The following is a 19,291-nucleotide window of genomic DNA, read 5'->3' on the forward strand; positions in this document are numbered from 1 at the left end:
GAGATTTGTCTGTGAATCGTTACATTAGCGAATCTACTCAAAATCAAGTACGACAACGAGCCAAGTTTCTGTGCGAATATTGTCACGCATCGGAACAATGGCAATATGTTTCCTTCACTGTAGACCATGTAATTCCTCTTACCAAAGGTGGTGCTAATTCAATTGATAATTTAGCTTTGGCGTGTTTTCATTGTAATCGCCAAAAATCCGATAAACTTAAAGCCTTTGATGAACAGTCGTTATCAGAAGTACCCTTATTTAATCCTCGCACTGATAGTTGGCCAGAACACTTTATCTGGTCAACAGATACACTCTCCATTATCGGCTTGACACCTACAGGACGCGCCACAGTCGCAGCATTAGCATTCAACCGAGCCAGAATAATTAATATTCGCGCTGCTGATAGAGAAATTGGGCGGCATCCACCACCAGATGACCCAATTCAAAATTGAAAATTTAAAATGGCTTATCGCCTGAGTGTGCAACCAATTCAAAGCTGAAAATTTAAAACGCGATCCAGCAAAACGCAGTTATGAAACCAGGGAATTTGTCCAGCAGCCTGCTGGACAAATTGATCGTCAGGATAGGCTGACGCGAAAGCCCGCATATAAAGCAGGTTTGAACGGGAAAAGCCCTTTATCTCCGGGAACTCCTGGCAAACACAGGTGCATCCTTCAACGCTTCAGAGCGCAGTGCCATTAACTCCACCCATAGCGACTGGAGGACGTGAACTCGGCGAGTGCGCCCACCCAAACATAAACATTAATCTGCCCACCGCAACCCATTTACTGCTTAATAAATTTCCAAGTTCCGCTACCACTATCTCTATCTGCGCCAGCAGCCGTTGAGACACACAACAAATTTTCATTACAACTTCTGCCTCTGGTATCTAAGTAACCTCCTTGACCATTACCATAACCATTCACAAGTTGAACAGGCTGACCTTCACGTAAGTCATCTGAAGATTTGTTTTTAGAAATTATTTTCCAGGTTCCGCTACCACTATCTCTGTTGGGGTTGTTGGCTGTAGAGACACACAGCAGATTCTCAGAACAGTTTCTTCCCCGCGTGTCTAAGTAACCACCAGCACCTTGCTCATATTGATTTTGCAGGTAAACGTCATCGAGCGACTCAACAACTCCTGTTTTGCCAGTTTTTGATAGAATCTTCCAAGACCCACTACCGTTATCTCTGTTGGGGTTGTTGGCAGTAGAAACACACAGCAGATTCTCAGAACAGCCTCTTCCCCGCGTGTCTAAATAACCTCCTTGCCAATTGTCGTAACCATTAACGAGCTTGTATGTTTGTCCATACCTGAGTTTTTGGTTTGCTGAATGTGCCTGACTCGAATTAACATTGGTAACACTGAATATACCTGTTGTTAACAATAAGACAGCACCCATTGTTGCTTTGACAAAAGTAGATTTTTTCATAATAAATTGCTCCTTCTTTTCACTAATAATTGTTTCAAGATTTTCTGAAAGGTCTGCTTGTTTTGGCTTTGACCTATCGGTTTTTCTTGAACACTTTCACTCTATTAGTAAAATTTCTAGGAGTCGATGAGGATAAGTTAGGGAAAGTTAAGGAGTTGATTTTTGCATTTCGCCAAAGTATAGCATTAGAGAAATTTTGGTCGTAGCTACCTTCACACTACCCCAATTAAAATGGCTCAGACCATCGCTTAACTAAAACTTCCCCAGAACTCCTATCAGGGCTAACGTGCAGATATTTACTCGTGGTATCCAAACTTGTATGCCCCAAAGTAGCCTGAACCAAATGCACCGGAACACCTTCATCTAATGCGTGGGTAGCATGACTGTGCCTAAACCAGTGCGCTGAAACATTCATGGCATTCTCTAATTCTGCTGCTGCCGCCGCCCTTTTCACCACTCGGTCAATGTGGGAAGGGGCCAAGGGTCTGCCCGTAGCACTGGCAAACACAGGCGCATCCTTCAACGCTTCAGAGCGCAGTGACATCAACTCCACCCATAGCGACTGGGGGACGTGGACTCGGCGAGTCCGCCCACCCTTGCCATAAAAATTAATCTGCCCACCGCCACCGCGAGAAGCAATCGCATCCTTCCACCGCAACCCGCACAACTCAGACACCCGAATCCCTGTTAAATACAAAGTTTTTAAAATTAACCGATTGCGCTTGTCAGTTGTCGCTGCAATCATCGCATCCACATCCGACGGTGTAAGAATACGCTCCACCAAGGTATCTTTCGGCTTGGGCAACTTGAACTGCTTGGGGATCGGACTGCGAGAAATCGGCGGTTTCTCCAAACTGGTCACATAGGAAAAAAACGCCTTGAGAATGTTGAGATGCTTAACCTTGGTCGTGTCTGCCTCTTGCAGGAAATCCAACCATTCCCGAACATGACGGATCTGAATCTCAGCGATCGCTTCCACCGAGGTAAAAGTTAAGAACTTGCGAATGGTATTGTGATACGAAGCCCTTGTTTTACCATGATGCACGTCCAACCATTCTTCTACCAATTCCGTCAGCGTTCTCATACAAGGGGCAGGTGTGTGATGAGTAGAAACCAACTGATAATTTCAAGTAAACCTAGCTATCAACCGAATGGTATCTTTCAAATGCTGATAAACTGCAACATAATTAGCTGTTAATATCAGTTACTTGTTATTGATGCCAGTTAGGAATAAAATCAAGCAGTTTGTTGATGATAGGGGCATTACCCGTTATCAGTTCAGAAAAGATACAGGGCTATCTGCAACCACAGTTTACGCTTTGTATGACAATCCCTGGCAAGTACCACACGTAACCGCGATGAACAAAATTTGTGACACTTATCGCGTTCAGCCTAGCGAGTTAATCGAGTGGGTTCCACCAGAAGAAGTCAGCGATCGCGTACAAAAAACAAAATAAGGAGGGAATCTGACCGAGGGAAATCAGGCAAACGACGGTATAGAGCGTGTTGAGGGCAAATTTGACCCACTAGCTGAGACTAGATATTGGCTGCCTGCTGCTTCAGAGCAACACTGCAAAAGGATAGGCAGAAAAAGGGGAATACGATTAGTTAAAGTTGTTGATACCAAGATAGAACCTTTACCAATTATTTGTATTTTTGAGGGACACCCAGATGAGTGAAACAACTACTCAGATACCAGTAAGCGAATTAATCCCAATGCTGACCGCGATCGCGGATCGTAACTGGGAACGCTTTAAAGAAGTTGAAAAACAATTCGTTACAAAACACGGTATAGAGGCTTGGGAAGATTTTTTTGCTTTTCGACTAAAGCCAGCTTTAGACAAAGAATCTGATAGATGGCTGCTAGTTCAGTGGTGTAGCAAAGGTTTTACAGTGAAAGATGTAGCCTGAATCAGGAGGTGTAAACTCATAGGCACGTTAGCCCCGTAAGGCAAAATCGAGCAGCTAGTACTATTTCACATCATTATTTTTTGATGTCGCCAATGTTAACAGTGAAAGACCTAACAAGCGATTTTCAACTCCCACTGCACAACGAAGCGGCGTTTGAAAAAATTAGGGAGGCGAAAGATTATGCGTCCACTCAAGCTCTAGCGGCTGGTGCTGCTGCGCTGGCTACAGGAGGCATAATTCATCCGGCTGGCTGGGTTCTTTTTGGATTGGCTTACAAGCCGTTGGTGGTAACTCAAAAACTTGCGCGGTTGGAAAAATTAGGAACCTTACTTTTTGATGAGTTTAAAAGCCTAGATGTACAAGTCTTCCCGGTAATTCCCGTAGAAGACAACAACCCTATCGACTTGTTTATTAGATTTCCACGAACAACTCACCTGTTTATCTCCATTCGGTCAAAAGGAGATAGAGAAATTGTCTACAACGAAGCTAGAGAGGTTTTACAAGTCAAGCGCAAAGACAAAAATGGACTAAAACTGTGGCAACCCTGCCCACTTGTGGAGTTAGCAGATTACGAGAAGTGGCTCAACAAGAACAGAGATAAGTTTTTGATGTCTTCCCGTGAAGCTCAAAAGACTCCCACAGCAAAAGTTTTGGTCTTATGGCCTCCTACCAAGGCGGCTAATACTCACAATGAACATCTTTATTCGGAGGTGGGAAGTATGAAAATTCTGGCTCTCAGGAGAAAAGGTACTGCCTTTGTTATTCAAGAGGAGGAAGTAACCGAGTTTGTCAGGGCTTGGTTAGCCAAGTACAGATAGGCTAAAAGGTGAAAACCCCGTGTCCCGTTGGGATACCGAGGTTTTCTGATTTTTATTCACTTGGAATTGGGGAATTGGGTTTGCCGCCTAATTAATATCCCTAATAGTAATCTTATCAAACCTTTCAAGGTGTTAAGCCATTGTAACACCAGCAATCCAGACAGAAAGAGCAGTTTAGGATTTTTCTGTTTTTACATTTCTGAACGTTTGTATTAGAAGATTACTTTCGGGATAGCTCCAATTCCTCCAACACACTTCAGGAGGAATATTTCATGTCACCATTACAACAATCTCATAACTCAGTATCGGCGCAATCAGCAGGCCAATCAGAAACTTTTTCTGCTGCAAAGACAAAACTTGAGTTGATTGAGAGTCGGATAATCAAGTTCGCGTTTAACGCTACTGGCACAAACAAAGACTGGGACTTTAAGAAGCTGGCCGGTAACTTCATTGATGTAGAGGGCACTCTAGCCGATGTTCAGCACCACATTAAAGCAGGTCACGCCATCTGTGCCGGATTGTTGGGTGGGAAATGGCGCAGTAAGGCTAATGTCATCGGTTCTCAATGGTTGCTCCTCGACATTGATAATTCCGATGTCGCCCGTGATGCAGAAGGCAAGCCGATTAAGGACGCTAACGGCAATTATATCAAAGTTTACGATCACCAATTAACGATCTCAGAAGCCTTAGCGCATCCCTTCATTAAAAAACACTGTGCTTTAATTTACACCACTGCCAGTCATAAACCAGAATGGCATAAATTCCGGTTGGTTTTCCTTCTCCCCGAATATGTTCAGGGTGCTGATACTGTAGAAGCTTGTACACGCTTCCTCATGCAGCAGTTGCCCCATGACCCAGCTTGTAAAGATGCAAGTCGTGTATTTTACGGCAGCACAGAGGCAGAATTTCCCCTGGTCAACCCTGAAGCCACTTTACCAGCAGAATGGATTCAGGAAGCGATTGCGATCGCGCAACAGGAACGGATTGAGTATCAGCAAAGAATTCAAGAAATTGAGTCACGGCGTAAAGAGTGGCGTGAGATTTCCCTCGCTGAAGGCTGGGATATTGACCAGCTTATCCAGAACGCGCTTTCATTCATCCCACCACGTACCCCAGGAAGCGGCAATTATGACGAATGCCGTCAGGTGTTGATGGCGCTGGTTAACTATTATGGGGCATCAGAAGCGGAAATCATAGCAGAACAGTGGTCGCCCAGTATCAAAGGCTCAACTTGGAACATTCACGCTAAGATTCGCAGTTTTAGGCGTGGAGGAATCTCAATCGGAACACTGTTTCACATTGCCAAACAGTATGGTTTTCGCTTCCCTAAACGGCAGTATGAACCCAACCTCGGCAACAAAGGAGTAATTAGCCGTGAAGAGTGGGAGCTTGGGCGAGTCAGAGAGGACTTGAGCAGCTTCCAAAATTTATTAAAGCAAGCGATCGCTCCATTTAGTTCGATATTTAAAGGATTTAAAGCCCCACCACAACCATTGCCCTTACCCGAAATTGACACGCCTTCGCCCAATGTAATTATTTACAAGCCCGGCAATATCCCGTACATAACTGAAGTTACAGGCAATATCTCTATCTCCTGCCAGCCAGAAGAACATATCACCGCATGGGTGGAAGCTGTATCCAAGGGCTGGACACAAATCTTAGATAATTCTCACCCAGGACTGGGCAAGTCTTACAACGCTGGGCAACTGACAGCGACCTTATTCGGTCTTGATAAACTAATTTACCAGGATGCCAACCACAGAAACCCATCCACACTGCCCATTGAGACGAATTTTGTTGACTTACCAGTGCGGCACAACGGCTTTAAACTAGATCCCACCCGCAAAACTCCTACAGGTGAGGACTTTAAACTGTGGACTAAAGCGGGTGAGACTGCTGACACTGATGGCAATTGTCACAGAACTTACTTATTTAACGCATTTCGTAACAAGAATTTTAGCAGCCTTGATTTTGAAGAGAGCGGTATTAGTCCCATCTGTGGCGGTTGTTCCCTTAAAAATCAGTGCCGTTTCGCTAGTGGTGACGGTTTTGGATTCCGCTTTCAAAAACGTACAGTTATTCAAAATTACTCCGAACTCAGAGCGCACCCAGACTCTACCCCTGTCACCTTAACTAACGCTGCTGACCAAACTTTCACCGTTGGGCGGTTATGGGAAGAAGCAGGCACACTTATCAAGCCCGTGCGTTCGGTTGATGTGAACCTCAGCGATTTTGAAACCACCATAGGCAAGCTGCTACTGTTAGAACCAAATCTTCTATCACAGCTGCAACCTGCACTAAAAGTTTTACACGAACTGTTAACTCAACAACTTAAACCCACTGACCGCTACGGGTTTGATGATGCCAGCATCCGTGCGCTGCTGCCGGCTTTCCCCACAGGCTTAGATATCGAAGCGATTCAGCAAACTGTAGAACCTGATTTGACTTTCTTAGAGGACTTGGATTCAATTGATATTACCCAAGATAAACAACTCAAAAAAAGTGCTGCGGCTCGTTATGCTGCCAAAAAGGTAGTTAAAGACAGCGCACGAACAGCCGGGAGGGAGTTTCTTGACTTGCCTAATTACTGGTTGCCTGACTTTCTCGAAGCTTGGAAAGGTGATGGTAGTTTTCAATCTCAATGGGGTGTACTCAGCATTCACCGCCGAAATCCCAAACATACTGAATTGGCCCACTCTGCCAAATTTAATATTTATCTTGATGCCACTTTCAAATCCCAGCAATTGAAATTGAAACTGGGCATCAATGAGCCTGTGTTAGTCATTGAGCAACAACGCCCAGACTACGACAATTTAAAAGTGGTCAACGTTACTGGGCTGGGTAAACTGCCCAAAAATCGCTCTCTTCCACTTAGCGCTCGTGTTAATGCCCTCAAAGAAACCTTGAAAAAACTCTGCCCCAACCTTGGCATTATCGATTGGAAACAGATTGCAACCCAAGCTGAGGGCCACACAGAATATGGTCACTTTGTCGATGGGCGTGGTGTTAACAGGTTTAGTGAGTGTGATGCGATCGCTTCTTTTGGCATTCCTTACCAGAACATCGGTGTTTTAGCCGCACAATATCAGGTGATGACTGGGGAACCAGTCAACCTGGAAGATAAAAACAGCGCTTTCCAAAAGTATCTCACAGACCTGATCCGTGCAGAAATCATCCAAGAGATTGGGCGATTACGCGCTCATCGTCGCCCCAATGTGGAGCTAACATTCTACTTCTGCGCTGACTATGACCTCAATTTCCTCGTGAGTGAATTACCAGGAGTTAAATTAGAGGTTGTTGATGCCTGCGACTTCTGCATTGAAGCTGGTAGCCGCGACCAGCAAACAGGCCACGCCATTGTCAACGCATTAACGCAGCTTTGGCAGTCAAAACAGAAAATTACCCAACCCGCGATCGCTAAAATTGCTGAAATCTCCCAAGCTTGGGTGAGCCGATTTACCCAGAGATGGGGGGGCTGGCAGCACTTTAAAAAATTATTACTCTTGCTATTAGATAGTCTTAATAGCGGTAGTAATAAAAATTTAGCTGACTTAGACGACGATGAAAAGTGGCTAGCCCGTACATACTTCCCGATGTTGATTGCTGAATCGGAGTCATTACCAGATCACCTGTTAGAGGGGGTGGCGGAAGTTGCCGAAGTTCTTGGTACTAGGGCGATGCGGCGAGTTTTGAATTTCTGCACGCCCCAAGTTAGGGCTGACTTGCTGATGATTGTACTGAGTTGTCTGCCTACTGAAGTTTATTCAATTTCAGTTTCTTCAATCTCTGGGTCACTCGCAGAACCTGCGCTATCACCTTGAACAGTCATAAGAACTGATTCCAGACGATAACCTGCTTCGCGGATGTAATATCCAACTGCACCCACGTCTTCAAACACGTTGTCAAATTGGGGATGAGTTGACGGAAAAATCTTTCTCAGGCGTGAGCTGATTCCTGAGAGTTCTTGCTGAATTGCGATTAGTTCTTGAGTATCATCATCCATGACTTATTTACCACAAAGATAGCTGCCCCGGTGAAACATTTGATTTCCCACCTCTATGGTATAAAAGGTGACAAGCACTACAAAGAGCTATAAGGTTGCCTCTGTGGTTATTTGCTGGATTTCTGTCCCAATGATGAACCTGTAGGGTGTACACCCTGCGTTTTGAGCGTGTTAGATGTGATGTTTTTTCACCAGGCGGGATGCAGTGTAACCCGCACTTTTGACAACGCCACTGGGCTTGTTGCTTAACGTCCGTGGCAATTTCTGACCAATTATCTGGGTATAGAGAATAGGTGAACGTCATCAGTCTAATTAAACTAAAGCTTTGAGAATTGTAATGCTTCTACGGCTGGGCTACGTTTGAAAAAATATTACTCCTGCTATTAGATAGTCTTAATAGCGGTAGTAATAAAAGATGCTCTCTTTCATGATTGGGTATTTAATCATGGAGTGAGCGTCCCGTTCAGTATGCCTTTTCACACCACTAATAATGGAGTGTAAGTAAGTCGGTGAAAATAAACCTAGCTATGTTACAAAATGTAAAATCGACATAAACATTGCGATTGCTTCATTACACTTCTCTACGAGACGCTACCGCGAACGTTTCATTCGCAATGACATAGCGTCAATTATTGAAGCTGTTCTACTTATTTAAATTCTAAATAATACTTTTTACGGAATTAGCATTTTCACCTTGTAGCTATTAAGGACAAAATTTAAAATATGTGGATTCGCCTAGATACCTGACTTTTCATTGCAAAGTGAAAAAGTTATTTTTAGGCTTTGTTAATTCCTCATTTCTTGTTGCTCATTCTTAATAATTTAATCTCCTTTAGACAAATTATATGGATTACATTAGCTTACTTTTATTGATGGCCTTTGGCGGTTCTTGCGGTGGTTTCGCCTCTGGAATAGCTCAGAATAATGAGAACAACTCATACGAAGTTAGAGTTCCTTTTTTACGTACCAAGAATAATGGAGCTAGATTAGTTCCTCTTGGAATTTTAGGTAATATGATAATTGGCGCTACTGCAAGCATCTCAATATTTTTTATAGCAGTTCCATTATTTAATTTAAAAATTCCAGCAACTACTTCTGCTAACCAGCCACAATGGCCACCTGTTGAGGATCAGGCTAAGTTATTCTCACTTTCTGTTGCTGCTGGTTTTGCTGGAATTAATTTAATGGAAAGCATGGCAAGGCGAATAACAAGCACAGTATCCGAAAAAGAAGGACACAACTCAAGGGCTGAACTTTTAGTGCAAAAAGAGACAGATGAAAATGGCAAAGTTACGGAAACAGCCCATTTAGTGTCTCAAAAACATGATCATAAAGAAATTACAACCAATTTAGAGCCAAACCAGGTAAACTCTGCTGATAATTCAGCCAATAACACTCCTTCTAATAAAGAAACATTAAACCAATTAGTTTCTGAACCTACTGAACTATTAAATGGCAAATCAATGGTTGATAGCTCTAAATAAGCATAATTAGACCGAAGCTCTGAATTCTGTAGTAACTAAACAGTTAAAAATTATACAATAAATATTGTAACAGAGACCAAGTTTAGTTAGAAGATTTAGCTCTGTGATCCCCAGCCTATCCATTTGAAAAAACTAAAATCAACCGTAATTTTTTCAAATGGATTGAAAATAGCTTTATCAGAATTAGTTACACGTTTTCAATAATTACTTTCCTTAAAGTGTCCCTATCTCTGGGTTGTGCCTCTTCAAGTCTCAAAAGTGAGCCACCTTTAATCAACTCTGACTCCTGCGTTGGTATCCATATAGATAATCTGGCTTGCTTGCTGATAGTTAATGTCTCGTGGTTTACTGCTTCTGTAAAAGTTAAATCTTGAGCATCTATTGCTTCGTAGACCCAATCAACAAGACGCAGAAACTTTAATTCGATTGCTCCTAACTCCAAGACAGATTTTCTGGTTTTAGATTGTTCGTAAAAGATGAACCTTTTCTCTTCGTCGTCTTCACCCCAATACAAATTCTTCACTACTACATAATCAACCTGATTACCGCAGGTTTCTATTAACCGTTTTAGTTGAATGATGTTGTCTTTCCCCCTGCCTAGTACCGATACCATAGTGATGCGGTAGCCCAGGCTTGCTGATTCCATCTCTTGAACAAAATCCTGAAAATATTCCCCCACTCCAGACGGCAGATCCACTAAAGCTACAACAGGATTTGATGACGATAAATCCTTTTTTAAAATCTCGCTGAATCCATGTTGATTAAATTTGATTGTTCTTACGCCCCCTGGCACTGAAGAGTTATAGTGTCTCCACAGTTGCGGATTATTCGAGTCGCAGTCATACGCTACAACATGAATCAAGTTTGCTAAGTACATATCTAAAAGAAACCTAGCCACAATACTTTTACCTGTGCCTCCCTTTTCACTGGTACACAGCACTATTCTTTTATTAACTGCTGCTTTTTTTTTGTGAGGAGTAGTTGTTTTACTCATAAACCAACTTAGATTTCGTCATCCTTGTAAATCTTTGGCACAAAAGCAGACCTGTTTGGTTCTCTGGTTGGTTCTGATTTCGCTTCTGGTTCCTGCGTTGCTGGCTGTTGTTTTTTACTCTTGCCCTTCATACTTTTTACAGGTGCTTCTTCAGCTTCGCTGCTTTCAACAACTGCCTGCTGATTTTCAGTAGCCCCCTGAACTGAAATACTACTATCGCCGTTATCAGATGCCTGATCACGGCGACGACTGCTTTTCTTCAACTCACCGATTAAATATTTGATTCTGCTACCAGTCAAATTAATACCCAGACCCTTCAGCATCTCCGATACTTCTTCATAACTGTAGCCGTACTTATTAGAGGTCAGCTTTTCAATGTACCGTCTCATTTTCCTGATGGCCTCTCTATCCGATACATCTTCTCGTTCTTTTGGCTTTTGCTCCTTCAGCAGATTGATGGCCTTATCAATCTTCTCTTTCGTAATCACTTCTGAATTCTGATGCTCACTCATGGTTATGTCGTGAATCCCGATTAACTGATAATTATCGGCTATTTGAAAAAATCTGATTCAAAATCCTAAAAAAAATTGACGATTGCGGCTACGCCGAATCGCGCTTTCAGTTTGACGGCTACGCCTTAGATTTTTTAGTGTGGCAGCTTCGCTGGTAGTCTGATTCACGCTAATGCTAAGAAATCTGACTATTACAGCTACGCTGAATCAGAGAATTTTACTTAAAACAGCTACGCTGAATTATTTTTTAGTATTGCGGCTACGCCGGACTATTATATTGTGTAGCAGCTACGCTGAATCAGAGAGTTTTCATATAGCAGCTTCGCTGTTTTTATCTCCTCTATGGTGGCTACGCCGAACCAGAATTTATCTCCTGCTTGATTTGATTCAAATTCCGGCTACGCCGTTGCTATCCCCCCTTGTAAGTTGTAGGATGATTAGCAGCACGGCTACGCCTTTATACTCCTGCCTTCAGCCCCCTGCTGCCCCCTCCGTACATCCGTATCACTCGACACTTCGCTACCCCCGTAAATGGGCTTGAAGCCAGCCATGCCTCAAAGCTTACGCTTTGTCTCGCTGCGCTCGAACGGCAGACTGGTTCAAGTGGGGAAGCCCCCCTTGAAAAACCCCCCTCGCAATGTCCCGATATTTTCTCGAATTATGGCGAATCGCAAGCAGTCAAAAGCTCTAGTCCGAAAGCATATTTTTCCAGTGAGGTTAAGTGATATCGAATTGGATCTGCTGCGAATAAAATCACTTGATGCGGGGATGTCAGCAAGTGAACTAATGAGGCGTAATGCGTTGATGCGTCCATTGCCCAAACGACTAAGTAAAATTAGCTTGCAAACATATTGGGAGTTAGGACAAATCGGGAACAACCTCAACCAGCTTGTTAAAGCTACAAACACAGCTATATTAATGGGGCGAACTCCACCAGCAAAACCAGAACTGTTACGAGAACTTTTAGAACTGCTGCATCAGTGCAGACGAGACATTGCCTCGGATGATGTTGATGATGAAGATTCGGAAGAGGAAGAGTCAGACGATGATTGGGAAGCAGACTAAGGGCAGAGGTTTTCGCAAGCTGTTGGATTATTTGGAATCACGCGAAGATGCTAAACTAATCGGCGGCAACATGAGCGGGAGAAATGCCCGTGAATTGGCGCGGGAGTTTAAGCTGTCTCGACAACTAAATTCTGATGCAGACCGAGTTGTTTACCATGTCTCACTGTCAGCAGCTAAGGGTGATTTTTTAGATGATGAGAAGTGGAGCGAGATTGGCGATCGCTACATGAAGGAAATGGGTTTTGATGCAAATCAGTTTGCCATCTTCCGCCACCACAACACCGATGACGACCATATCCACATCGCCGCCAGCCGCATCAGGATGGATACAGGGCTAGTAGTGCATGATTCCTGGGATTATGTACGCTCTGAGAAAGTGCTGCGACAAATTGAAATTGACTATAATTTGGTGCAAGTGCAAGGTAGTAGAGAGAAGCTTCAACGTACACCCAGCACCGGACAAATCAGGCGTATAAGGCGAGAGCAAGAAGAATTTTCACAGGGACAACGTGACTCTCCTCCACAACGCATCATCAAAGAGTCAGTTCAGCAGACAATTGACAGAGCCGGAGTTGATAATCCTCAAATGCCAACGCTGATCATGCGGTTGCAGCAAGCTGGCATTAGTGTAAGAACAGGATTTACCAGAAATGGGAAGTCTAAAGGCATTTCTTATGAGAAAGATGGGCAAGCTTGTAGTGGCACACAGTTAGGTGCAGCTTACACCTTCCCCGGTTTACAAAAACATCTTGGCGTTGACTACCAACCAGAACGTGATGATGAACCTATTCATGAATTGCTGCTCAAACCTGCTAAACCACTTCCAATTGAGCAGTTAGAAAAGTTTCTTCAAGAGATTGAACGCAAACAACAACAGCCTCAGTTCACCCCACCACCAGAGGATAAAGTTGTTTGGCAAGTGTTGCACAAGTACTTAAGCGAGAAACGCTATATACCAGATTATATTGTGCAAGGATTACATGGTAATCAGTTGCTTTACATGGATGAGCAGCGAAATATTTTGTTTATCAAGCGTGATTTAGATGGTGAAAAAACTGGCGCATTAATTTGGTCAAAGCCAAGGCAAAGTCATCGTGCTGTGGAGTACGACCAAAACACCTCTACAGCAAATGGTTGGTTTTATCTGAGATTGGGAGGGCAACCAACGGACAAGGTAGAAAATGTCTTTTTGTGTTCTACACCAATTGATGCGATGTCAGCAGCCACCTATCTGATCTCAAGTTGCAAAGGGCTACCACCAACTAGAACCATGTTGATGGTAGCTGATGACCCGAATAACCTACCTATGGAATTTCTCAAGAGTTTCAATAGGGTTGTCGTAGCATTCAATAATGATCAAGAAGGGAATAACGCAGCTAGTGCAGTATTAGAATTGTTGCCACAGGGTAAAAGGCTCAAAACCCATAATCCTGATTGGAGTCAGGAATTAGAAGCTCATCTCAGGGAGGAGCAACAAAAGCTCTTACAGCAGGATCGTGGTTTTAGTCGGTAAGTCGTGTTGAGCCGACGAACTCGTGACCGCTTCGCTCTCGGAGTCGGTGGCTCTTACGGGCAGAGAAATTATTGGTTGGGCTAACTAGATCCACAAGCCCGCAAGAGCCACTCCACTATCGCCGCCGAGAGCGCAACGAGTTTTTAAATCAAAGAAAGTAAGACTTAATCTTGCCTTCCGTCTCGAAGGCTTGTTTCGTAACAAAGCTGTTGTAGTCGTCAATGAACTTGAAGCATTGGTTCTTGAAACCTTAGAGCTTGTGGAAATTTATATGCAAAGAGTGAATACTTCCGAAGCCAGATGGAGAATAGCTTGGAGATATCTGCCGTGAAAACTCAGTGAATCAGAATATCCCATTTTGTAGCCGAGTCCAAGGGGTGATTCCCTGCCTTAGGTATGCATTTATCGGGATGAATTTCAACCATAATTTTTAAAGTAAAAGTATGGTTGGCTAGAGTTACATGAATTGGCACTTTTGCAGAAGTTGTCAAGAAGTAAATCAAGGAGATAGTGCTGATTGCAATTGGGATAAAAGCTGTGTTGCCTTGAACACTCATACTTTTTATAAAATATATTTCTCCAAGTTGCTGAGTTAGTCGGAATGGTAATCTCATCGAATATAGCATTGGTTAAGAAATCTCCATAGAAAATTAACGAGTAGACTCATAGATTATGGCGATTCCAAAAACACATAAGATAAGTACTGCAATTCGGAAAAGCCATTCCCAGACAAAAGGAGATAAAAGTATCTGAACAATTGTGTCACATCTAAACACTTTAGAAATCACATATGCGATTACAAAACCAAACAAAGTCAGCAGAAAATATTTCAGTCCCTTACAACTCCACTTAAATAGGAGATTGTAGCTATTATTTAGATTAGTGTTCATGGTCTCTGCCTTTTTTAAGAGTTAGATATTCGGAATTGAAAAACTTCAAAACTTGAGTACAGCTAGCAAAGTGGCTTTTGGAGTTCATTTGTATGTTCTGTTTGCTTGAAACCCTCTGTATATCGCTGTTGCTTTATTTAGTTTCAGAGGATGTTTGAACTATTGATGCTTGTACTGTATTTAACTTCGGTGGGTCGAAAGATCTAGTAAACTGAATACATAACCCGGAAAACTGGATACTCAACCCGATGACGGCTATGACGGTGGAAATCTTTTCGGAACTAATCATTACTTTTTGCCTCTTGGTGTTTGAGATAATTTTGAGCAAATTAGTGGTTTGTTGCTTTGTTGTTGCTTTGCTAAACCGATATCGGCTTAATTTCATAGTTGCACTCGTGGAATAAACACCAAATGCACAAAGCTGTGAGTCTTAATAAACAAGTCCACTAAACGCTTGTGAAGCGGCCGGGAACTAGCATAAAAATATGAGTAAAGGACAGTTCGACAAAGCATTCAACGAGTTAACACACAGACGACGGGAAGTATTGATCAAGTTTTTGGCTGGAGAGACAGATGAAGCGATCGCCAAATCCCTAAATATTACTAAAGCAACGGTAAGACAACACATCAGAGACATCTGTGAGGAGTTTGGTTTGAAAAATGAGTTCCCAGATCAACGCTACTCAAAACGTGCTGATTTGATTGCTCTTTTTCAGAGGTACAAGCCAGATTTCGTAGTGAGTAAAACTCCTATAGAAACCGCAATATTAGAACAGAGAACTAAAAAAAGCGTACCAGATAAGAATTTTGTTGGGCGTGAAAGAGCGATCGCACATCTCAACGACTTCGATAGCCAAGGTGCAAAAGTTATCCTGATTCAAGCAAAAGGTGGTGTCGGAAAGACAACTTTAGCCAGAAATTATCTTCAGCAAAAATTTGGTTTTTATATAGAGTTTCCCATTGCCAAAGAAACCGAAAATATTACTCCCATTGAAAGCCTACTTGAGGAACGACTACGCCAACTTAATGAAGAACCAGGAAGGGAGTTTGGCGTATCTCTCGAACGCTTTCGCCAAAAACTTCAGACTGAAAGAATTGGAGTTTTAATTGATAATCTTGAACCCGCATTAGATGAAAATTGTAAGTTGATTAAGCCTCATCGCCGCTATGTAGAGTTGTTACGAGTTTTAACCGATCTAAGTTTGCAGTCATTGACGCTGATTACCAGCCGCGATCGCCTACGTGAAGCTGATGTTTCTCTTCGGTATTATTGGCATCACTGTGCCAAAACGGGAAAATTGTACTCTAAGGAACTGATGCTAACCTCAACGCTATAAAAATTATTTGTTTTGAGCAAATGGCATACCTGCATTTATCACTTTTGACTCGAATTAGTCTTGGGAGATGGTGCAGAGTATTGGTAGTACTCTGCACCAATCAATTGAGGGTAAACAGCCGCTCACGGGTGCTGTAGAAAACCGAGGGGCTAAGATGCTTGCTGGACAAGGCTTTTAGCCTTAGCGTACAATTTTCCCGTTTTGGCACGGTGATGCCGTTATTGTTAGGAATCTGCATTGAGCTATATCATTTTCCGAAGATCATTTAAAGGCGATTCATGCTCATCAGGTTCATCTGGACAAAATTCTAAACAAACGGTAGCTGGCTTCTGATTGATAATTGATTTAATTATTTGAATTTTCAGTTTCCCTTTCTGCCAAGCTTTACCACCAACTCTGAGAATCTGGCAAGCTTTTATAGAAGATTTAAATTCAATTTCATTTAATTCGAGACGCTCCTGACCAATAGAGATTTGTAAGAATGAACTATCAACTGAACGTTGCGGTTGTCGAGTTTGATGATCGTGAATACTTTGACTTAACTTATTATTTATGTCTGTAGATATCAATTCTTTGAACCTACTGATTTTAAATGTATCTTTTTCAAAAAGAAGGACATCATCATCACAGACTAAAGGTGTAAATTTCTTATTCATATTTAAGAGTTATTAGTAATAGCCAAGTTGAGAAATATCAGTCTTGTTTAACAAGGAATCTAAATTTTAGTATTCCCTATACAATGCCAAAAACTATAAATCTCTAAATGACTGGACTGTGAAACAGAGGTTAAGGCTAATCTGCAAAGGTTAGTCAAGCGTCTGCTGCGAAAGTATGGCTATCCACCAGACAAGCAGGAGAAGGCGACGGTGCTGCAACAGGCAGAATTTTTGTGTAGGGATTGGGCGGCGTGAGGGAGCGATCGCAAATTTCAACACTCGTAATAATCCTCTCTGGCTTGGGAACACTACATGATAGGCAGAGCAAGTGGTGCGAGACATCCAAAGAGCAGTAGAGTGAGGTTAGACACATGGGAGAAGCGAAGCGTCGTAGGCAACTCGATACAAACTTTGGAAAACCTTGGTGGCAAAAAAATAACAAGCATGTCCAATTAGATGTAGAGCCTGATTATTCACATTTTGTTAATTTATATTTATCTCAAGGAACAGCAGGACTAATACCAGCTATTCACGATTGGTTAATAGAGACTGGACAGATTTATCAAGGAGAACACCCAACCATCCTAATGAATCGTGTCAATTATATTGGAATGACAGTGTATGATATTGCGTCTAAGCAAACACAAACATTAGCTTCTAAAGATTTGAAATTAGGATGTTTTACTCTTAAGGTTCCTATAGAACCGGATGATTTTGGAAACTATCAGCCTGTACTTAATAACCGTGAACTTGCAGCAGAAGCAATGCGTTTGATTAACACAGGTTTCTTTGATACAGCAATCACTTTTCTCATTAATAAAGACGGTGATGCCATTGGAACCTTGAGAAAATATGGCATCTTCCTCTACATGGGAACAAATAGCGACTTGGAAATCATTGATGCTGCTTGTGGACTTATCAATTGGAAGCCATTAGAAGTAACTATCTATGCTGGTGAACCGAGAAATAGTTTAAATACATTAATTGAAAAAACTTTTCGTCCTCAAGCGGATAAAATTCAGAAATTTCGCGTTGAGCAAAAGGGAGCAAACAAGTTCCCTTGTCTGTCTTTGCTCTGTTTGATTGAGAACAAGGCAGGTATGGCTGTCTGTGAGTTTCGCAGACACTACACAGTGCAAGGAGGTACTCAATTGATAATTCCTGGGTTCAGCAGTACAGCAGAGAATATAGTTACTTCATATCCAGCAATGGATATTTTAGGTAAACCCCGTAATATCCCGGTTATTCGAGGATTTAGTCAAAAAAGTCAAAACTAAGCATATCGCCATCTAATACTTTGTTGCAGAGAATAAATGGGATGTTGAGCCGAGAAATTCTACTTTTACTTTTTGGTGACACCCACATATCGCTGCAAAGCGGCCAAAGTCCGAATTGGAGCAAAGCAAATCGTTATGCAAGGCTTGAAATTGTTGGAATTAAACTTGCACAAGCGACTATTAATAATTCTTTAAATTTTAAGTTTACCCTTATTTCCTAAATCAATTCTGATATTGAATCGCTCATCTGCTTTTGCAAACGCTGGCGGTTATCGTCGTACTTCAAAACAGTTTGCACTTGGGCGTGTCTGCTGAAACGCTGGGTAGCGCGGTAGTTACCATTATTCAGATCCAATACTGTAGTAATCGCACTGTGGCGAATGCGATGGGGTGACATCTTTTTAGTAATTCCGGCTTGCTTACATAGTCCATCCACCAGTCGCCTGATTGCTTCCCCGGTTAATCTATTTCCATTCTTGTGGTATGCCAGCACCGTAAAAAGCGGGTCTAAACCCCGTTTTTTCTTACTTGCCTTAATCCAACTGGAGATTGCGTCGGTAGTTCTTTCCGATAGGTCAAGAATTTCTTTCTGGCTACCCTTGCCTTTACCCAGGATTGCAAGAGTTTTTTCCTTGGCGTTGAAGTCATGCACATTTAGATTGACTATCTCCTGACGACGCAAGCCATTATCCCAAAGTAACCGCATAATGGCATAATCGCGCTTGCCCTTAAGGGTAGTGCGGTCAACCAACGCTATCACTAAAGCATAGTCCTCGGCTGGAATGCCCATTGTGTCACGGTAGGTTTCGACCTTTTCACCTTTGACATCATCCAGGGAGAAATTGCAGACTCCCAGCCGTCGCCCCATCTCAACCATTGACTTGATAGCACTGAGGCGACGATTCACCGTAGCTTCAGCCAGTTTTTTCTTAATCAGGTGCGCTTTGTACTTGAGAACCACAGCAACGGCGTGACGTTGTTCCAGGTGAAGAAACTCTAGAACTAAGTCCCGGCTGGGTTCTTTCTTAACGACAAACAGGAAGAAATCTTTTAGGTCTTTTTGGTATTCGCGCTTAGTGTTCTCACTGCGCTTATCACCAATCAACTGCTGGATAACATCGGGGTCATTCTCTAGAGAAAAGTCCTCCCCGATCGCTAACGCCAGTGAGTTTTCTAGAACACTAAGATTTTCAGGATGGATCGATGTCATTGGTGATAGCGCAGCAGAGATTTAGGAAGTTTAATACTCAAGCTATATCTTAGTTGAAGAGGTGTGTTTTTTGCTTCCAGTGGTGCGAAAACGTCTATTGTCGCACTATCTCCCAACAAGGGGGGGGGGAAGGCAGGGCAAACGCATCTTATTTACTAATAAAAACTAAGGGAGATTCCAAAATGACA

20 protein-coding genes and 1 pseudogene are annotated in these 19,291 nt (G+C 42.5%); 11 read left to right on the top strand and 10 right to left on the bottom strand.

What is annotated here, in order from left to right; genetic code table 11:
* The first annotated feature begins 5 nt into the window (after positions 1 to 5).
* On the top strand, positions 6 to 452 hold the full coding sequence (locus tag HWQ44_RS00675) for an HNH endonuclease (protein ID WP_366931334.1): 447 nt from the start codon (positions 6 to 8) through the stop codon (positions 450 to 452).
* 38 nt (positions 453 to 490) lie between these two features.
* Here the strand turns inward: HWQ44_RS00675 and HWQ44_RS00680 are convergent.
* The 3 genes and pseudogenes from HWQ44_RS00680 to HWQ44_RS00690 all read right to left on the bottom strand — a co-directional run.
* A pseudogene (locus tag HWQ44_RS00680) lies at positions 491 to 643 on the bottom strand (DUF1016 N-terminal domain-containing protein); the annotation flags it as partial.
* Between the two features lie 142 nt (positions 644 to 785).
* Positions 786 to 1,433: a hypothetical protein gene (locus tag HWQ44_RS00685; RefSeq protein ID WP_292713592.1), complete on the bottom strand. Its 648-nt coding sequence runs from the start codon at positions 1,431 to 1,433 to the stop codon at positions 786 to 788.
* A gap of 226 nt (positions 1,434 to 1,659) precedes the next feature.
* On the bottom strand, positions 1,660 to 2,517 hold the full coding sequence (locus HWQ44_RS00690; RefSeq protein WP_292713594.1) for a tyrosine-type recombinase/integrase: 858 nt from the start codon (positions 2,515 to 2,517) through the stop codon (positions 1,660 to 1,662).
* A gap of 133 nt (positions 2,518 to 2,650) precedes the next feature.
* Here HWQ44_RS00690 and HWQ44_RS00695 point away from each other — a divergent pair, with 133 nt between their 5' ends.
* The 4 genes from HWQ44_RS00695 (at position 2,651) to HWQ44_RS00710 (ending at position 7,983) form a co-directional block, all read left to right on the top strand.
* Entirely contained in the window at positions 2,651 to 2,890 is a 240-nt protein-coding gene (locus HWQ44_RS00695; protein ID WP_109013574.1) for a helix-turn-helix transcriptional regulator, read from the top strand.
* Positions 2,891 to 3,104: 214 nt separating this feature from the next.
* Positions 3,105 to 3,344: a hypothetical protein gene (locus tag HWQ44_RS00700; RefSeq protein WP_114084606.1), complete on the top strand. Its 240-nt coding sequence runs from the start codon at positions 3,105 to 3,107 to the stop codon at positions 3,342 to 3,344.
* Positions 3,345 to 3,436: 92 nt separating this feature from the next.
* A complete protein-coding gene (locus tag HWQ44_RS00705) occupies positions 3,437 to 4,162 on the top strand; it encodes a hypothetical protein (protein ID WP_223278440.1) in 726 nt (241 codons plus the stop codon).
* 272 nt (positions 4,163 to 4,434) lie between these two features.
* Positions 4,435 to 7,983 (top strand): PriCT-2 domain-containing protein, encoded by a 3,549-nt coding sequence (locus HWQ44_RS00710; RefSeq protein WP_292713601.1) that lies wholly within the window; start codon positions 4,435 to 4,437, stop codon positions 7,981 to 7,983.
* On the opposite strand, the gene HWQ44_RS00715 is transcribed toward HWQ44_RS00710, so the two are convergent.
* Positions 7,923 to 8,165: a hypothetical protein gene (locus HWQ44_RS00715; protein WP_292713602.1), complete on the bottom strand. Its 243-nt coding sequence runs from the start codon at positions 8,163 to 8,165 to the stop codon at positions 7,923 to 7,925. The two genes, HWQ44_RS00710 and HWQ44_RS00715, sit on opposite strands and share 61 nt — an antisense overlap.
* Positions 8,166 to 9,010: 845 nt before the next feature.
* Here HWQ44_RS00715 and HWQ44_RS00725 point away from each other — a divergent pair.
* Positions 9,011 to 9,649, top strand: a complete 639-nt coding sequence (locus tag HWQ44_RS00725; protein ID WP_292713606.1) for a hypothetical protein — start codon at positions 9,011 to 9,013, stop codon at positions 9,647 to 9,649.
* 187 nt (positions 9,650 to 9,836) lie between these two features.
* On the opposite strand, the gene HWQ44_RS00730 is transcribed toward HWQ44_RS00725, so the two are convergent.
* Together HWQ44_RS00730 and HWQ44_RS00735 are read right to left on the bottom strand one after the other, a co-directional pair.
* A complete protein-coding gene (locus HWQ44_RS00730; RefSeq protein WP_292713608.1) occupies positions 9,837 to 10,643 on the bottom strand; it encodes a hypothetical protein in 807 nt (268 codons plus the stop codon).
* An 8-nt stretch (positions 10,644 to 10,651) separates the two neighbouring features.
* A complete protein-coding gene (locus HWQ44_RS00735) occupies positions 10,652 to 11,155 on the bottom strand; it encodes a hypothetical protein (RefSeq protein WP_292713610.1) in 504 nt (167 codons plus the stop codon).
* A 618-nt stretch (positions 11,156 to 11,773) separates the two neighbouring features.
* On the opposite strand from HWQ44_RS00735, the gene mobC reads away from it, so the two are divergent.
* Both mobC and HWQ44_RS00745 read left to right on the top strand, forming a co-directional pair.
* A complete protein-coding gene (mobC, locus tag HWQ44_RS00740; protein WP_292713612.1) occupies positions 11,774 to 12,220 on the top strand; it encodes a plasmid mobilization relaxosome protein MobC in 447 nt (148 codons plus the stop codon).
* Positions 12,201 to 13,733, top strand: a complete 1,533-nt coding sequence (locus tag HWQ44_RS00745) for a relaxase/mobilization nuclease domain-containing protein (protein ID WP_292713614.1) — start codon at positions 12,201 to 12,203, stop codon at positions 13,731 to 13,733. The genes mobC and HWQ44_RS00745 overlap by 20 nt, the downstream gene beginning before the upstream one ends.
* A gap of 335 nt (positions 13,734 to 14,068) precedes the next feature.
* On the opposite strand, the gene HWQ44_RS00750 is transcribed toward HWQ44_RS00745, so the two are convergent.
* Both HWQ44_RS00750 and HWQ44_RS00755 read right to left on the bottom strand, forming a co-directional pair.
* Positions 14,069 to 14,290 carry a hypothetical protein gene (locus tag HWQ44_RS00750; RefSeq protein ID WP_185607425.1) on the bottom strand — a complete coding sequence of 74 codons (222 nt, stop codon included), beginning with the start codon at positions 14,288 to 14,290 and terminating at the stop codon, positions 14,069 to 14,071.
* A 466-nt stretch (positions 14,291 to 14,756) separates the two neighbouring features.
* Positions 14,757 to 15,008, bottom strand: coding sequence for a hypothetical protein (locus HWQ44_RS00755; RefSeq protein WP_185587698.1), 252 nt, complete (start codon positions 15,006 to 15,008; stop codon positions 14,757 to 14,759).
* 100 nt (positions 15,009 to 15,108) lie between these two features.
* Between HWQ44_RS00755 and HWQ44_RS00760 the strand changes: the two genes are divergently transcribed.
* Positions 15,109 to 15,960, top strand: a complete 852-nt coding sequence (locus HWQ44_RS00760) for a LuxR C-terminal-related transcriptional regulator (RefSeq protein ID WP_292713619.1) — start codon at positions 15,109 to 15,111, stop codon at positions 15,958 to 15,960.
* 242 nt (positions 15,961 to 16,202) lie between these two features.
* Here HWQ44_RS00760 and HWQ44_RS00765 read toward each other — a convergent pair whose 3' ends face one another.
* The gene (locus HWQ44_RS00765) at positions 16,203 to 16,616 is read right to left on the bottom strand and encodes a KGK domain-containing protein (protein WP_292713621.1); all 414 of its coding nucleotides are present in this window, start codon (positions 16,614 to 16,616) and stop codon (positions 16,203 to 16,205) included.
* Positions 16,617 to 16,781: 165 nt separating this feature from the next.
* Here HWQ44_RS00765 and HWQ44_RS00770 point away from each other — a divergent pair, with 165 nt between their 5' ends.
* Together HWQ44_RS00770 and HWQ44_RS00775 are read left to right on the top strand one after the other, a co-directional pair.
* Positions 16,782 to 16,871: a hypothetical protein gene (locus HWQ44_RS00770; protein WP_292713630.1), complete on the top strand. Its 90-nt coding sequence runs from the start codon at positions 16,782 to 16,784 to the stop codon at positions 16,869 to 16,871.
* A 116-nt stretch (positions 16,872 to 16,987) separates the two neighbouring features.
* Positions 16,988 to 17,893, top strand: coding sequence for a hypothetical protein (locus HWQ44_RS00775; protein WP_292713623.1), 906 nt, complete (start codon positions 16,988 to 16,990; stop codon positions 17,891 to 17,893).
* A 217-nt stretch (positions 17,894 to 18,110) separates the two neighbouring features.
* Here HWQ44_RS00775 and HWQ44_RS00780 read toward each other — a convergent pair whose 3' ends face one another.
* Positions 18,111 to 19,103 carry a tyrosine-type recombinase/integrase gene (locus HWQ44_RS00780; RefSeq protein WP_292713625.1) on the bottom strand — a complete coding sequence of 331 codons (993 nt, stop codon included), beginning with the start codon at positions 19,101 to 19,103 and terminating at the stop codon, positions 18,111 to 18,113.
* Positions 19,104 to 19,291: the final 188 nt, after the last annotated feature.

The organism is Nostoc sp. JL34 (assembly GCF_017114945.1).
Classification (GTDB): Bacteria; Cyanobacteriota; Cyanobacteriia; order Cyanobacteriales; family Nostocaceae; genus Nostoc.

Excerpts from the sequence above, each read along its gene's own strand:
- HWQ44_RS00685 (WP_292713592.1), bottom strand. The coding sequence starts at position 1,433 with ATGAAAAAATCTACTTTTGTCAAAGCAACAATGGGTGCTGTCTTATTG.
- HWQ44_RS00690 (WP_292713594.1), bottom strand. The coding sequence starts at position 2,517 with ATGAGAACGCTGACGGAATTGGTAGAAGAATGGTTGGACGTGCATCAT.
- HWQ44_RS00695 (WP_109013574.1), top strand. The coding sequence starts at position 2,651 with ATGCCAGTTAGGAATAAAATCAAGCAGTTTGTTGATGATAGGGGCATT.
- HWQ44_RS00700 (WP_114084606.1), top strand. The coding sequence starts at position 3,105 with ATGAGTGAAACAACTACTCAGATACCAGTAAGCGAATTAATCCCAATG.
- HWQ44_RS00705 (WP_223278440.1), top strand. The coding sequence starts at position 3,437 with ATGTTAACAGTGAAAGACCTAACAAGCGATTTTCAACTCCCACTGCAC.
- HWQ44_RS00710 (WP_292713601.1), top strand. The coding sequence starts at position 4,435 with ATGTCACCATTACAACAATCTCATAACTCAGTATCGGCGCAATCAGCA.
- HWQ44_RS00715 (WP_292713602.1), bottom strand. The coding sequence starts at position 8,165 with ATGGATGATGATACTCAAGAACTAATCGCAATTCAGCAAGAACTCTCA.
- HWQ44_RS00725 (WP_292713606.1), top strand. The coding sequence starts at position 9,011 with ATGGATTACATTAGCTTACTTTTATTGATGGCCTTTGGCGGTTCTTGC.
- HWQ44_RS00730 (WP_292713608.1), bottom strand. The coding sequence starts at position 10,643 with ATGAGTAAAACAACTACTCCTCACAAAAAAAAAGCAGCAGTTAATAAA.
- HWQ44_RS00735 (WP_292713610.1), bottom strand. The coding sequence starts at position 11,155 with ATGAGTGAGCATCAGAATTCAGAAGTGATTACGAAAGAGAAGATTGAT.
- HWQ44_RS00745 (WP_292713614.1), top strand. The coding sequence starts at position 12,201 with ATGATTGGGAAGCAGACTAAGGGCAGAGGTTTTCGCAAGCTGTTGGAT.
- HWQ44_RS00750 (WP_185607425.1), bottom strand. The coding sequence starts at position 14,290 with ATGAGTGTTCAAGGCAACACAGCTTTTATCCCAATTGCAATCAGCACT.
- HWQ44_RS00755 (WP_185587698.1), bottom strand. The coding sequence starts at position 15,008 with ATGAAATTAAGCCGATATCGGTTTAGCAAAGCAACAACAAAGCAACAA.
- HWQ44_RS00760 (WP_292713619.1), top strand. The coding sequence starts at position 15,109 with ATGAGTAAAGGACAGTTCGACAAAGCATTCAACGAGTTAACACACAGA.
- HWQ44_RS00765 (WP_292713621.1), bottom strand. The coding sequence starts at position 16,616 with ATGAATAAGAAATTTACACCTTTAGTCTGTGATGATGATGTCCTTCTT.
- HWQ44_RS00775 (WP_292713623.1), top strand. The coding sequence starts at position 16,988 with ATGGGAGAAGCGAAGCGTCGTAGGCAACTCGATACAAACTTTGGAAAA.
- HWQ44_RS00780 (WP_292713625.1), bottom strand. The coding sequence starts at position 19,103 with ATGACATCGATCCATCCTGAAAATCTTAGTGTTCTAGAAAACTCACTG.